The sequence below is a fragment of the Stenotrophomonas sp. TWI1151 genome, assembly GCF_039673135.1.
GTDB lineage: Bacteria > Pseudomonadota > Gammaproteobacteria > Xanthomonadales > Xanthomonadaceae > Stenotrophomonas.
The window spans coordinates 20,144-33,662 of the sequence record NZ_JBDJLA010000023.1 but is presented as its reverse complement, the minus strand read 5'-3'; the positions used below and the strand labels follow the sequence as shown (position 1 = coordinate 33,662).

Here is a 13,519-nt window from a genome sequence, read left to right as displayed (position 1 = left end):
CCCTACCCTCGGGGGCGGCGCCGGCCCGCGCCCGGCACTCCCTTGGGGGAGTCGCGGGCCCGCGGCCGGCACTACCATTGGCGTGGAGCCGGCCAGCGGCCGGCACTACCAATGGCGAGGAGCGGGCCAGCGGCCGGCACTACCAATGGCGAGGAGCCGGCCATCGGCCGGCACTACCAATGGCGAGGAGCGGGCCAGCGGCCGGCACTACCCATGGCGAGGGGCCGTGCAGCGGCCGGCACTACCTCTCGCCCACAAAAAACCCCGCCGAAGCGGGGTTTTTCGTTACGCCACCGACAGGGCTCAGTTGGCCTTGTGGATCGCGCGCTTGCTCACGGCCATCGCGGCGTCATGCACCACTTCCGACAGCGACGGGTGGGCGTGGCAGATGCGCGCCAGGTCGTCGGCCGAACCGCTGAACTCCATGGTCAGCACGCCTTCGTGCACCAGCTCGGAGACGTTCGCGCCGACCAGGTGCATGCCCAGGATGCGGTCGGTCTCGGCGTGTGCCAGGACCTTCACGAAGCCGGTCGGCTCGATCATCGCCACGGCACGGCCGTTGGCGGCGAACGGGAAGCTGCCCGCCTTGTACGGGATGCCTTCGTCCTTGAGCTGCTGCTCGGTCTTGCCGACCCAGGCCAGCTCCGGCTCGGTGTAGATGACCCACGGGATGGTGTCGAAGTTGACGTGGCCCGGCAGGCCCGCGATCAGCTCGGCCACGGCGATGCCTTCCTCGAAGCCCTTGTGCGCCAGCATCGGGCCGCGCACGCAGTCACCGACCGCCCAGACGCCATTGACGCCGGTGTGGCAGTGCGCGTCCACTTCGATCTGGCCACGCTCGTTGATCTTGACCCCGGTGCCTTCGGCCAGCAGGCCCTTGGTGGCGGCGCGACGGCCAACGGCCACCAGCAGCTTGTCCACGATCAGGCTCTTCTCGCCTTCACCATCGGTGTAGGTCAGGGCGACTTCCTTCTTCTTGCCCTTGCCGGTCACCTCGGCCTTGGAGACCTTGGCGCCCAGGCGGATGTCCAGGCCCTGCTTCTTGAATTCCTTCAAGGCGGTCTTGGCCACTTCGGCATCGGCAGCGGCCAGGAAGTCCGGCAGCGCTTCCAGGATGGTCACTTCCGAACCCAGGCGCTTCCAGACGCTGCCCAGTTCCAGGCCGATCACGCCGGCACCGATCACGGCCAGGCGAGCCGGCACTTCGGTGAAATCCAGGCCGCCGACGTTGTCGACGATGGTTTCGCCATCGAACTTGGCGAACGGCAGTTCGATCGAATCCGAGCCGGCGGCGATGATGACGTTGGTGCCCTTCAGCTCGACTTCCGAACCGTCGTGCTGCTTGACCTTGACGATGTTGCCCGGTTGCAGCTCACCGAAACCGTAGTACGCGGTGACCTTGTTCGCCTTGAACAGCATGGCGATGCCGCCGGTGAACTGCTTGACGATCTTGTCCTTGCGGCCAACCATCGCCTCGACGTCCATCTTGGCATCCTTGAAGCTGATGCCGTGGTCGCCAAAGATGTGGCCCATGTTCCAGAACTGGCGCGAGGAATCGAGCAGCGCCTTGGACGGGATGCAGCCCACGCGCAGGCAGGTGCCACCCAGGGCCGGCTTGCCGTCCTTGCCCAGCGCAGCGTCGATGCAGGCGGTCTTCAGACCCAGCTGCGCGGCGCGGATGGCGGCATGGTAACCGGCCGGACCGGCACCGATGACGACGACGTCGAATTGTTCAGCCATTGATAGTTCCTTGTTGCATTCCCGAGCTTCGCTTGAAGCCGGTGGCGCGCAGGCGCCGGGGAGAGAGCAGGGCAGTGCGGTGCAGTGCCGTAAAACCAGAACCCCTCCGCGCGGGCGCGGAGGGGTGGGAGGTCTTACAGGCCGAACAGCATGCGGCCCGGGTTTTCCAGCTGGTTCTTGATGTCCACCAGGAACTGGACCGAGTCCTTGCCATCGATGATGCGGTGATCGTAGGACAGCGCCAGGTACATCATCGGCGCGATCACGACCTGGCCGTTCTGCGCGATCGGACGCTCCTTGATGGCGTGCATGCCCAGGATGGCGCTCTGCGGCGGGTTGATGATCGGGGTCGACAGCAGCGAGCCGAAGGTGCCGCCGTTGGTGACGGTGAAGGTGCCGCCCTGCAGTTCTTCCAGGCTCAGCTTGCCGTCACGGGCCTTCTTGGCGTAGTCGGCGATGGTCTTTTCGATATCGGCGAACGACATGCGCTCGACGTTGCGCAGGACCGGGGTCACCAGACCCTTCTCGGTCGACACGGCGATCGAGATGTCCGAGTAGCCGTGATAGATGATGTCGTCACCATCGATCGAGGCATTGACCAGCGGGAAGCGCTGCAGCGCGTTGGCGGCGGCCTTCACGAAGAAGCTCATGAAGCCCAGCTTGATGCCGTGGGCCTTGACGAACTCGTCCTGCAGATCCTTGCGCGCGGCCGAGACCTTGGACAGGTCGACCTCGTTGAAGGTGGTCAGCATCGCGGTGCCGTTCTTGGACTGCATCAGGCGCTCGGCGATGCGCTTGCGGATGCGGGTCATCGGCACGCGCTCTTCCGGACGTGCGCCACCGGACTTGCCGGCGCCACCGTTGCGGGCGAAGTTGACGATGTCTTCCTTGGTCACCGCGCCGCGGCGGCCGGTGCCGTCCACGTCGGCCGGGTTCACGCCTTCGGTGATGGCGGTGAAGCGGGCGCCCGGGGGCAGCGAATCGGCAGCGGACTTGGTGGCCGGGGCCGGCGCTGCGGCAGCGGCCGGAGCGGCAGCGGCCGCTGCCGGAGCAGCGGCCGGGGCATCGGCCTTCTTCTCTTCGGCCGGCGGAGCAGCAGCGGTCGCGCCTTCTTCGATGATCGCCACGACCTGGCTGGAGGTCACGGTGGCACCCACCTCGAACTTGATCTCCTTCAGCACGCCGTCGACCGGCGACGGCACTTCCAGGACGACCTTGTCGGTTTCCAGATCAAGCAGGTTTTCATCGCGCTTGACGGCATCGCCGACCTTCTTGTGCCAGGTGGCGATGGTGCCGTCGGCGACGGATTCGGGCAGTACCGGGGCTTTGACTTCGGTGGCCATGCGGGAGCTTCCTGGTTTGTCTTTTCTAGAATGAGGGGGAGAGTTATTCAGCGACCGAGTCGTTGAACGTGTTGACCAGGGCATCGGCGATCAGCTTCTGCTGTTCGATGATGTGGTCAGCCATGTGTCCAGCGGCCGGCGATGCCGAACGGGCGCGACCTGCGTAATGGATGCTCTGGCCATCGGCCAGGCATGCCTGCAGGTGGTGACGGATCTGGTACCAGGCACCCTGGTTCTGCGGTTCTTCCTGACACCACACCACATCGGCCGCCTTGCCGTACTTCTTCAGCTCTGCTGCCAGTGCCACGCGCGGGAACGGATACAGCTGTTCGACGCGGATGATGGCGACATCGTCCTGGCCACGCTTGGTCTGGTCTTCCAGCAGGTCGTAGTAGACCTTGCCCGAGCACAGCACCACGCGCTTGACCTTCTTGGCGTCTGCGTTGGCATCGCCGATCAGGTGCTGGAACTCGCCGTTGGCCAGTTCGTCCAGGGTCGACACGGCCAGCTTGTGGCGCAGCAGCGACTTGGGCGACATCACGATCAGCGGCTTGCGGGTGGTCATGCGCATCTGGCGACGCAGCATGTGGTACGCCTGCGCCGGGGTCGACGGCACGCACACCAGCATGTTCTCCAGCGCGCACAGCTGCAGGAAGCGCTCCAGACGCGCGGAGCTGTGCTCCGGGCCCTGGCCTTCGTAACCGTGCGGCAGCAGCAGGGTCAGGCCGGTGATACGGCCCCACTTGGCTTCGCCGGCGGCGATGAACTGATCGATCACGACCTGGGCGCCGTTGGCGAAATCGCCGAACTGGCCTTCCCAGATGCACAGGGTGTTCGGATCGGTGGTGGAGAAGCCGTACTCATAGGCCATCACCGCTTCTTCGCTGAGCAGCGAATCGATGATGGTGGCCTGTTCCGGCGACTCGACCAGCTGGCGCAGCGGCAGGTAGTAGTTGTCGGTCTTCTGGTCGTGCAGGATCGCGTGGCGGTGCGTGAACGTACCGCGGCCCACGTCCTGGCCGACCAGACGCAGGTTGTTGCCTTCGTCGAGGATGGTGGCGTAGGCCAGGTTCTCGGCAAAGCCCCAGTCACCCGGGATCTCGCCGGCGGCCATCTTGCGGCGGTCGTCATAGACCTTGGCCACGCGCGAGTGCAGTTCCACGCCTTCGGGCACGGTGTTGATCATCTGCGCCAGCTGCTTGACCTTCTCCATGCCGACGGCGGTGGAGACCGCGTCGGAGAGCTTGCCGTTGAGCAGCTTGGGCCAATCCACGTACATCTTGCTGGTGGCCGGGGTCTTTTCGACCTGGGCCAGCTCGGTGGTGACTTCACCGGCATCGAGCTTGTTGCGGTAGGCATCGACCAGCGCCTTGCCGCCGCCGGCTTCGATCACGCCGGCAGCTTCCAGCGCCGCGGCGTACAGCTCGCGGGTGGTCTGGTGCTTGCGGATCACCTGGTACATCAGCGGCTGGGTGATCGCCGGTTCGTCGGCCTCGTTATGGCCCCAACGGCGGTAGCACATCAGATCGATGACCACGTCCTTGGCGAACTTCTGGCGGAACTCGAAGGCCAGCTGGGCGGCAAACACCACGGCTTCCGGATCGTCGCCATTCACGTGCAGCACCGGGGCGGCGATCATCTTGGCCACGTCGGTGGCGTAGCGCGTGGAGCGCGTATCCAGCGGGTTGGAGGTGGTGAAACCGACCTGGTTGTTGACCACGATGTGCACCGTGCCACCGACGGCGAAGCCGCGGGCCTGGGACATCTGGAACAGCTCCATCACCACGCCCTGGCCGGAGAAGGCCGCGTCGCCGTGGATCAGGATCGGCATCACCTGCTTGCGGGCGGTATCGCCACGACGTTCCTGGCGCGAGCGCACGCTGCCGGCCACGACCGGATCGGCGATTTCCAGGTGCGACGGGTTGAACGCCAGCGCCAGGTGGACGGCGCCACCCGGGGTGGAGACGTCGGCGGAGAAGCCCATGTGGTACTTCACGTCGCCGGCGGAGGCGTGGTCGTCGTGCTCGAACTTGCCTTCGAACTCGTCGAACAGCTTGCGCGGGCTCTTGCCGAGGGTGTTGACCAGCACGTTCAGGCGGCCGCGGTGGGCCATGCCGATCACCACGTCCTTGACGCCATCCTTGCCGGCGTCACGGATGATGGTGTCCATCATCGGGATCAGCGAGTCGCCGCCTTCCAGCGAGAAGCGCTTCTGGCCGACGTACTTGGTGTGCAGGTAGCGCTCCAGACCCTCGGCAGCCGTCAGGCGCTCCAGGGTGCGGCGCTGGGTATCGGCATCCAGGTTGTAGTTGCCACCGGCCAGTTCCAGGCGCTGGTACAGCCACTGGCGCTGCTCGACCTCGGAGATGTGCATGAATTCCGCACCGATCGAGCCGGTGTAGGTCTTCTTCAGGCGCTCCAGCAGGTCGCGCAGTTTCATGCGCGGCTGGCCGGCGACGCCGCCGGTGCTGAACTCACTGCCCAGGTCGCTTTCCGACAGGCTGTGGAACGGCAGGCCCAGATCCGGCGGATTGGTCGGCGCGGTCAGGCTCAGCGGGTCCAGGCGGGCCGCCATGTGGCCACGCGAACGGTAGGCGGTGATCAGGCGGCCGACATTGCGCTCGCGCTCGTCGCCGGCACCGGCGGCAGTGCCGCTCTTGACGGCATTCTTGGCGGCGTCGGCAATGTGGGCGATGACGGCCGAATGCGGAATATCACCGGCTTCGCGGCCCTGGAAGCCGTCGAAGTAGGTCTTCCATTTGGGATCGACACTGTCCGGAGAAACGAGGTACTGCTCGTACAGATCCTCGATATAGGAGGCGTTGCCGCCGGCGAGCTGCGAAGATTGCGCAAACTGCTTCAGTTGATTGTCCACGATGGAGAGTCGGATTCGCTTGTGGGGTAAGGCTTCGATGATCCGGCAGGGAAAAGTGAATAGCCCTGCGCGGGCGGTATCTAACACCCCAAATTGTACCCCCATCGAGACAGGAAGGGGCACCGTACGGGCCAGTGCGGGGACCGCGGTGTCATTCCCAGACAGGTTCGGGAGCGTGGGGTGAGCTACAGGCCCAGTGCGCGCAGTTCGCTGCAATCACGCGAACGTTCCCATACGCGCTGCAAACCGTCCTGCAACGGCCGCGAACGTGCCGGCTGGGACACACCCGCCTCACCGTCGAAGCGGTGGCCACTCAGACGAAAGTAGTAGTCGCCCGCGTCATTGAGCAGGCAGGCCGATGCCGTCGCGCGGTCGATCGGATCGCTCACTTCGCGCACCCGGAAGACGCTCGGCAGGCGCTGCAGCAGGGTCAACAGGGGCGAGCCGGCCTGCCGGATGGCGGCGCTGTCGTGGACGATCAGCCAGGCCTGTTTGTCGTGGCGGGCGGTGGCGTAGCGTCGCAGCGCCTCCAGCACCGGCGGTGCATCAAGCAGGCCGGGGTCGAGCTGGCGGCTGTGGATCCAGAGCTGGCGGCGGGCGCGGTGGACCAGTGCGGTGGTGATCGCCACGGCGTCCTCGGCCCGGTCGATCGCGACCGCTCCGGACAGGGTCAGGCGCATGTGCTGGTGGGCGATACCGGCCTCGTCGAACACCTCGCCCTCCGGCAGGAAGCCCTGCCGGGTGTAGAACACGCGGGCCGGCAGCTGCGCATGCAGCCCGACCTCGCGCCAGCCACGGGCCCGGGCCTGATCGATCAGGGCCTGCAGCAGGGCGTCGCCGACGCCTTTGCCGCGCCAGGCGGCCAGCACCGCCATCCGGCCGATCCGCCCATCCGGGGTGAGCCGGCCGGCACCGATCGGCGCGCCGTCGGTGTCCCGGGCCAGCACGTGCACGCTGAGGGGATCGAGCGCGTCGATCTCCAGCTCGGCCGGTACCTGCTGTTCGTCGACGAACACGGTGAGCCGCACCCGGTGCAGCGCGGCGTGCTGCGCCGGGTAATCGACCACGTCAACCTGGAAACCGGAGGCGGCCATGGCGGGCGGGCGGATCAGCCGCGCGGGGGCTCGTCCTTGCCGTCGGTCTCGTCGCTGTCATCGAAATCGACGATCACTTCGATGCCGTCGTCATGGATGGTGACCTCGTGCACGTCGGCCTGGATGGCCTCGTCATCGATGACCTCGACCGCGTCGGTGCCGTCGACGATGTCGTACTCGGCGACGTAGTCGTCTTCATCCTCCAACCCGGCATCGTCCACCAGCTGGTAGAAGCCGCCGGCGACCAGCGCCTGCACGGCATCACGGCCCTTGGCCGAGAGCTTCTGGTACAGCGCCGCGCCGATCTGTTCGGTGCCGGCCAGTACCTGGGCATCCTTGACCGGCAGGGCGAAGTCCAGGCCGCTGCAGTACAGGCTGGCGCCACGCTTGGCACGGCGCCAGGCCAGGCGCGCCCACGGGTGGCGCTGCAATTCCACGCCCGCGCCCAGCGCGGCTTCTATCTCCTCGCGCGGCAGCGGTTCGCCGTGCGCCATCACTTCCCCGGCGGCGCGGTAGGTGGTGATGAAGCGGCCGAACCAGTCGCCGAGCTTGTCCGGGTCGTTCATGCGGATCGCATTGAGCGCTTCGATCACGCGGTTCATCGAGACCACGTCGATCTCGTTCGGGTCCTGCGGCACCTTCAGGTCCGGATCCTGGTAACGGATGGACTCGTCGGCACCGTCAATCAGGGTATCGAGGTAGTCGCTGATCAGCTCGGCCGAGGCCGGGGCACGCATGCCGAAGGAGAAGGTCAGGCAGGGGTCTTCGGCGACGCCGTTGTGCGGCACGTTCGGCGGCAGGTAGAGCATGTCGCCCGGGGCCAGCACCCAGTCGTGGGTCGGCTTGAAGCGGCGCAGCAGCTTGAGTTCGACGTCGTCGCGGAAGTCCAGCGGCGGGCGCTTGCCCTTGATGGATTCGCTGGCATCGATCTGCCAGCGGCGGTGGCCGTAAGCCTGCAGCAGGAAGACGTCGTACTGGTCGACATGCGCCCCGACCGAGCCGCCGGTGGCGGCGAAGCTGATCATCACGTCATCCATGCGCCAGCGCGGCAGGAAGTTGAAGTGGCTGATCAGGGCGCGCACGTCGGCGTCCCACTTGTCCACGTCCTGGACCAGCAGGGTCCAGTCGTGGTCGGGCATGCCCGGGAACTCTTCTTCCTGGAACGGGCCGGTACGCACGCTCCAGCCATCGGTGGCGCGGTCGTGGGTGATCAGGCGCGACAGGGCGCCTTCCTCGCAGGCCAGGCCGGCGAGGTCTTCGGGCTGGACCGGCGTTTCGAAATCGGGGAAGGCGCCGCGGATGAGCAGCGGGCGCTTCTGCCAGTAGTCGCGCAGGAAGGTGGCTGCGGGCATGCCCAGCGGAAGGCCGGGGCGGGCCTGGATGTCGATGACGGGGGTTTTGGTCTTGCGTGCGGCCATGGGGGAGATCCTTGCAGCGTATAGACGGGTATTCGGGGGCGCGACGGTGCCGCGCCCATGCCTTCAGATCGCCTTGGCCAAGTCCGCCGCCAGGCCGATGTAGCCGCCCGGGGTGAGGGCGCGCAGGCTCTGCTTGGCGTCGGCCGGCAGCTCCAGGGATTCGACGAAGGCCTGCATCGACTCGGTGGTGATGCCCTGACCACGGGTGAGGGCCTTGAGCTGTTCGTAGGGGTTGGGCAGGCCGTGGCGGCGCATGACGGTCTGCACGGCTTCGGCCAGTACTTCCCACGCGGCGTCCAGATCGGCGTCCAGGCGTTCCGGGTTCACGGTCAGCTTGCCCAGGCCCTTGGCCAGCGAGTCCAGGGCGACCTGGGTGTGGCCAAAGGCCGTGCCGACCGCACGCAGCACGGTGGAGTCGGTCAGATCACGCTGCCAGCGGCTGATCGGCAGCTTGGCGCTGAAATGCTCGAACAGGGCGTTGGCGATGCCGAAGTTGCCTTCGGCGTTTTCGAAATCGATCGGGTTGACCTTGTGTGGCATGGTCGACGAGCCGACTTCGCCTTCCTTGAGCTTCTGCTTGAAGTAGCCCAGCGAGATATAGCCCCAGACGTCGCGGGCCAGATCGATCAGGATGATGTTGGCGCGGCGCGCGGCATCGCCGATTTCGGCGACGTTGTCATGCGGTTCGATCTGGGTGGTGTACGGGTTGAACACCAGGCCGAGGCTTTCCACGAAGCGCTGGGCGAAGGCCGGCCAGTCCACGTCCGGGTAGGCGATGACGTGGGCGTTGTAGTTGCCCACCGCGCCGTTGATCTTGCCGGTCAGCTCCACCGCGGCGATCTGGCGGCGCTGGCGCTCCAGACGGGCCACCACGTTGGCCACTTCCTTGCCCAGGGTGGTCGGCGAGGCGGTCTGGCCGTGGGTACGCGACAGCATCGGCTGGGCCGCCTGGGCGTGGGCCAGGGCGCGCAGCACGCCGGCGATGTTGTCCAGCGACGGCAGCAGCACCTCGCGGCGGGCCTGCTCGAGCATCAGGCCATAGCTGAGGTTGTTGATGTCTTCGCTGGTGCAGGCGAAATGCACGAACTCCAGCGCCGGGCCCAGCTCGGCATCGGCGGCGAGCTGTTCCTTGATGAAGTACTCCACGGCCTTGACGTCATGGTTGGTGGTGCGCTCGATCTCCTTCACCCGCGCGGCGTGGGCCGGGGCGAAGTCGTCGGCCAGGGCGCGCAGGCGGGCGGTGGCGGCAGCCGAGAACGGGGCCAGTTCGACGATACCCGGCTCATTGGCCAGTGCCAGCAGCCATTCCACTTCCACCTTCACGCGGGCCTTGATCAGGCCGTATTCGGAGAAGATCGGGCGCAGGGCGTCGACCTTGCCGGCGTAGCGGCCATCGAGCGGGGACAGGGCGAGCAGGGCGAATTCGGACATGGCAGGGCGCAGGTCGTTGGCAGCGGGGGCCGTCATTCTACGCTGCCCCGGCGTCCTCGGCCTGTGCCATGCGCACCGTCACCGCCTGGATCCGGTGCCCGGCCATGCGCTTGATCGTGAACAGGTGCCCGTCGATCTCCAGCTGCTCGCCTTCCTCGGGCAGGCGCTGGAGCTGGTGCACGATCAGCCCGCCGACCGAATTCAGATGGTCGGGCGCGCTCAGGTCATGGCCCAGCAGGCGCTCCAGCCGAAAGATGGAGGTCGAGCCGGCCACCAGCAGGGTGCCGTCCGCGCCGCGGGTCGGGGCGTCCTTGACGATATGCGGGTGCTCGTCTTCGATATCGCCGACCACCACTTCCAGCAGGTCTTCCAGGGTGAAGTAGCCCAGGATGCGGCCGTGTTCTTCCACGCACAGTGCCAGGTGGGTGGTGCCGGTGCGGAAACGCTCCAGCACCAGCGGTACCGGGGTCTCCAGCGCGATCAGGTTGGCCGGGCGCAGCAGCGGGCGCAGATCGTCGGTCGGATGGCCGCGGGCGATCTCCACCAGCAGGTCCTTCATGTGCAGGATGCCGAGCACTTCCTCGCCGTCGCGGTCGAACCACGGGTAGCGGCTGTAGCGGCTCTCGGCGAACTCGGCCATCACGTCGGCCAGGCTCATCCCGTCGCGGAACGAACGCATATGGTCGCGCGAGCGCATCAGGTCGCCGGCCACCAGTTCGGGCAGTTCCAGCGCGTGGCTCATCAGCGTGAGGTCCTGGTCCGGCGCGCTGCCGGTGGGCTGCTGGCGGCCCACGATGAGCTTGAGTTCCTCGCGTGAATAACGGTGCGAGGTGTGCTCCACATCACCCCAGCCGGCCAGGCGCAGCAGCGCGTTGGCGCTGTTGTTGAGCAGCCAGATGGCCGGATACATCGCCCAGTAGAACAGGTACAGCGGTGCGGCCGTCCACAGCGACATTGCTTCCGGGCGGCGGATCGCCATCGATTTGGGGGCCAGTTCGCCGAGCACGATGTGCAGGAACGAGATGATGCTGAAGGCGATGATGAAAGCGGTCAGGCGCGAGGCTTCCGGGGTCAACCCCAGCGTATCGAACAGCGGTTGCAGCAGGTGCGCGAACGCCGGTTCGCCGACCCAGCCCAGGCCCAGCGAGGACAGCGTGATGCCCAGCTGGCAGGCGGACAGGTACGCATCCAGGTGCGCGTGCACGTTGAGCAGCAGGCGCCCACGCCAGCCGTGGTTCTCGGCCAGGCCGACGGCCTGGGTGTGGCGCAGCTTGACCAGGGCGAACTCGGCGGCCACGAAGAAGCCGTTGAGCACCACCAGCAGCAGGGCCAGTACCAGCAGCAGGAGGTTGCCGATCATTCGCGGCCCCGCAGCGGCGCTGCCAGGGGCGAAGGAGTACCCGCGGTCGCCGGGGCGGCGAGGGCGGTCATCGATGCGTGCGCGGCGGCACGCCCGGTACTACTGTCGGGATCGTCACCCATGGGGGCGGCAGGCTGTCTGAATGGAAGCGGATCCCGAGTCTAGCCGATCACTCACGGTCTTGGGTTTCAGCGGTGCTTGAGAGTATCGTGATCAGAGCCGCCAGCCAGGGAATCAGGCCCGTTGCCAGCCGCAGGTTCCCTTTCATCCACGAAAGACGTGCGGAGTTGAAGCAATGAGCAAGGGTTTCAGGATTGAACACGACAGCATGGGCGAGCTGCAGGTGCCCGCCGATGCGTTGTGGGGCGCGCAGACCCAGCGCGCCGTCGATAATTTCCCGGTGTCGGGCCAACGCATGCCGCGTGGTTTCATCCGCGCGCTCGGCCTGGTCAAGGGCGCTGCGGCGAACGTCAATGTCGAGCTGGGCCATCTGCCGCGCAACATCGGCAAGGCCATCGAAGCCGCTGCGGCGGACGTTGCCGACGGCCGCCACGACGCGCACTTCCCGATCGATGTGTACCAGACCGGTTCGGGCACCTCCTCGAACATGAATGCCAACGAGGTCATTGCCACGCTCGCCAACCGCGCGGGCAAGGCCGGCAAGACCGCGGTGCATCCCAACGATCACGTCAACCAGGGGCAAAGCTCCAACGATGTGATTCCCACCGCGCTGCGTGTCTCCGCGTTGCTGGGCGTGCATGAGCAGCTGCTGCCTTCACTGGTGCACCTGCGCAAGACCATCGACAAGCGCGGCCGTGCGCTGCGCAAGGTGGTCAAGACCGGTCGCACCCATCTGATGGACGCGATGCCGCTGACCTTCGAGCAGGAATTCGGTGCGTGGTCGGCGCAGTTGTCTTCGGCCCAGGATCGCATCGAGGACAGCCTCAAGCGGCTGCGGCGCCTGCCGCTGGGCGGCACGGCGATCGGCACCGGCATCAATGCCGACCCCCGGTTCGGCACGCTGGTGGCCAAGCAGCTCAAGCAGCAGACCGGCATCAAGTTCGACAGCGCGGAAAACAAGTTTGAAGGCCTGGCCGCGCAGGACGATGCGGTTGAACTGTCCGGCCAGCTCAATGCGTTGGCCGTGGCGCTGATCAAGATCGCCAACGACCTGCGCTGGATGAATGCCGGGCCGCTGGCCGGGCTGGGCGAGATCGAACTGCCGGCGCTGCAGCCGGGCAGCTCGATCATGCCGGGCAAGGTCAATCCGGTGATCCCCGAAGCCACCGTGATGGTGTGCGCCCAGGTGATCGGCCACCACACCGCGATCACCGTGGCCGGCCAGACCGGCAACTTCCAGTTGAACGTGACGCTGCCGCTGATCGCGGCGAACCTGCTCGATGGCATCAACCTGCTGGCCAACATCACCCGTCTGCTCGCCGATACCGCGATCGCCGGGCTGAAAGTGCGCGAGGATCGCGTCCGCGAGGCACTGGATCGCAACCCGATCCTGGTGACCGCCTTGAACCCGATCATCGGCTACGAAAAGGCGGCGGCGATCGCCAAGCGTGCCTACAAGGAACAACGCCCGGTGCTGGACGTGGCCAAGGAAGACAGTGGCCTGTCCGACGCCGAACTGCGCAGGCTGCTGGATCCGGCGGCCCTCACTGCCGGTGGCATCCATGGCGGTGGTGGCGGGGGCGGTTGAGCGCGCGTATGACCGGAAATAAAAAACGGGCCGAACGGCCCGTTTTTTTGTGCGCGAGTCCCCGCCCAAACTCAGTGGCGAGCGGCCTGCAGATTGCCGAAGGTCTCGGTGTAATCCTTGAACTCGGGGATCTTCGTGATCAGATCCGGCGGGATCGGCTGCATGCCGTCCGGCACCTGGATTTTCACCGAGCGCTTGGCCGGGTCCGGCGGGGCGTCGGTCAGGGTGTTCTGGCGCAGCACCTGCAGCTGGCCGAACATGCCCCGCAGCATCGCCTGCTGCTCCTCATTGAGCGGAATTTCGATCTCATCGATCTTCATGTGCCCGTTGGGCAGGATGATGATGTTCGGCGCAGGTGCGCGGCGCACGGTGACCATGCCGTCGCTGACGGTGATCTTGGGCTTGCTGCGCTCGGCGCGGTGATTGCGGTACTCCTGATCGCAACCGGTGGCGACCAGGCAGAACAGGGCGAACAGCAACAGACTCAGCTTCTTCATGAGCAGGGCAACGCATGCGACGGGAGGGGAGATTGTAGTCCTCCCGCACCGGG

The 13,519-nt window shown here is 66.5% G+C and carries 9 protein-coding genes; 1 reads left to right on the top strand and 8 read right to left on the bottom strand.

Annotation, left to right across the window (positions count from 1 at the left end; all coding sequences use genetic code 11):
* Positions 1 to 303: 303 nt before the first annotated feature.
* The 7 genes from lpdA to ABE422_RS18150 form a co-directional block, all read right to left on the bottom strand.
* On the bottom strand, positions 304 to 1,740 hold the full coding sequence (lpdA, locus tag ABE422_RS18180) for a dihydrolipoyl dehydrogenase (RefSeq protein WP_121037968.1): 1,437 nt from the start codon (positions 1,738 to 1,740) through the stop codon (positions 304 to 306).
* A 134-nt stretch (positions 1,741 to 1,874) separates the two neighbouring features.
* Complete coding sequence (sucB, locus tag ABE422_RS18175; RefSeq protein ID WP_346466693.1) at positions 1,875 to 3,083, bottom strand: dihydrolipoyllysine-residue succinyltransferase; 1,209 nt, start codon at positions 3,081 to 3,083, stop codon at positions 1,875 to 1,877.
* A gap of 43 nt (positions 3,084 to 3,126) precedes the next feature.
* The gene (locus ABE422_RS18170; protein ID WP_313210271.1) at positions 3,127 to 5,958 is read right to left on the bottom strand and encodes a 2-oxoglutarate dehydrogenase E1 component; all 2,832 of its coding nucleotides are present in this window, start codon (positions 5,956 to 5,958) and stop codon (positions 3,127 to 3,129) included.
* A gap of 185 nt (positions 5,959 to 6,143) precedes the next feature.
* Positions 6,144 to 7,052 (bottom strand): GNAT family N-acetyltransferase, encoded by a 909-nt coding sequence (locus ABE422_RS18165; protein WP_346483455.1) that lies wholly within the window; start codon positions 7,050 to 7,052, stop codon positions 6,144 to 6,146.
* 14 nt (positions 7,053 to 7,066) lie between these two features.
* Positions 7,067 to 8,470: a cupin domain-containing protein gene (locus ABE422_RS18160; protein WP_346483454.1), complete on the bottom strand. Its 1,404-nt coding sequence runs from the start codon at positions 8,468 to 8,470 to the stop codon at positions 7,067 to 7,069.
* 63 nt (positions 8,471 to 8,533) lie between these two features.
* Positions 8,534 to 9,901, bottom strand: coding sequence for an adenylosuccinate lyase (gene purB / locus ABE422_RS18155; protein WP_313210265.1), 1,368 nt, complete (start codon positions 9,899 to 9,901; stop codon positions 8,534 to 8,536).
* Positions 9,902 to 9,938: 37 nt separating this feature from the next.
* On the bottom strand, positions 9,939 to 11,261 hold the full coding sequence (locus ABE422_RS18150) for a hemolysin family protein (RefSeq protein WP_313218816.1): 1,323 nt from the start codon (positions 11,259 to 11,261) through the stop codon (positions 9,939 to 9,941).
* Between the two features lie 295 nt (positions 11,262 to 11,556).
* Between ABE422_RS18150 and ABE422_RS18145 the strand changes: the two genes are divergently transcribed.
* Positions 11,557 to 12,969 (top strand): class II fumarate hydratase, encoded by a 1,413-nt coding sequence (locus ABE422_RS18145; RefSeq protein ID WP_313212785.1) that lies wholly within the window; start codon positions 11,557 to 11,559, stop codon positions 12,967 to 12,969.
* Between the two features lie 71 nt (positions 12,970 to 13,040).
* On the opposite strand, the gene ABE422_RS18140 is transcribed toward ABE422_RS18145, so the two are convergent.
* The gene (locus ABE422_RS18140; protein ID WP_346483453.1) at positions 13,041 to 13,466 is read right to left on the bottom strand and encodes a hypothetical protein; all 426 of its coding nucleotides are present in this window, start codon (positions 13,464 to 13,466) and stop codon (positions 13,041 to 13,043) included.
* Between the last annotated feature and the right edge of the window lie 53 nt (positions 13,467 to 13,519).

Bases quoted from the DNA above. Each gene is read 5' to 3' on its own strand.
- ABE422_RS18140 (WP_346483453.1), bottom strand. From the start codon at position 13,466: ATGAAGAAGCTGAGTCTGTTGCTGTTCGCCCTGTTCTGCCTGGTCGCC.
- ABE422_RS18165 (WP_346483455.1), bottom strand. From the start codon at position 7,052: ATGGCCGCCTCCGGTTTCCAGGTTGACGTGGTCGATTACCCGGCGCAG.
- ABE422_RS18145 (WP_313212785.1), top strand. From the start codon at position 11,557: ATGAGCAAGGGTTTCAGGATTGAACACGACAGCATGGGCGAGCTGCAG.
- purB (WP_313210265.1), bottom strand. From the start codon at position 9,901: ATGTCCGAATTCGCCCTGCTCGCCCTGTCCCCGCTCGATGGCCGCTAC.
- ABE422_RS18150 (WP_313218816.1), bottom strand. From the start codon at position 11,261: ATGATCGGCAACCTCCTGCTGCTGGTACTGGCCCTGCTGCTGGTGGTG.
- sucB (WP_346466693.1), bottom strand. From the start codon at position 3,083: ATGGCCACCGAAGTCAAAGCCCCGGTACTGCCCGAATCCGTCGCCGAC.
- lpdA (WP_121037968.1), bottom strand. From the start codon at position 1,740: ATGGCTGAACAATTCGACGTCGTCGTCATCGGTGCCGGTCCGGCCGGT.
- ABE422_RS18160 (WP_346483454.1), bottom strand. From the start codon at position 8,470: ATGGCCGCACGCAAGACCAAAACCCCCGTCATCGACATCCAGGCCCGC.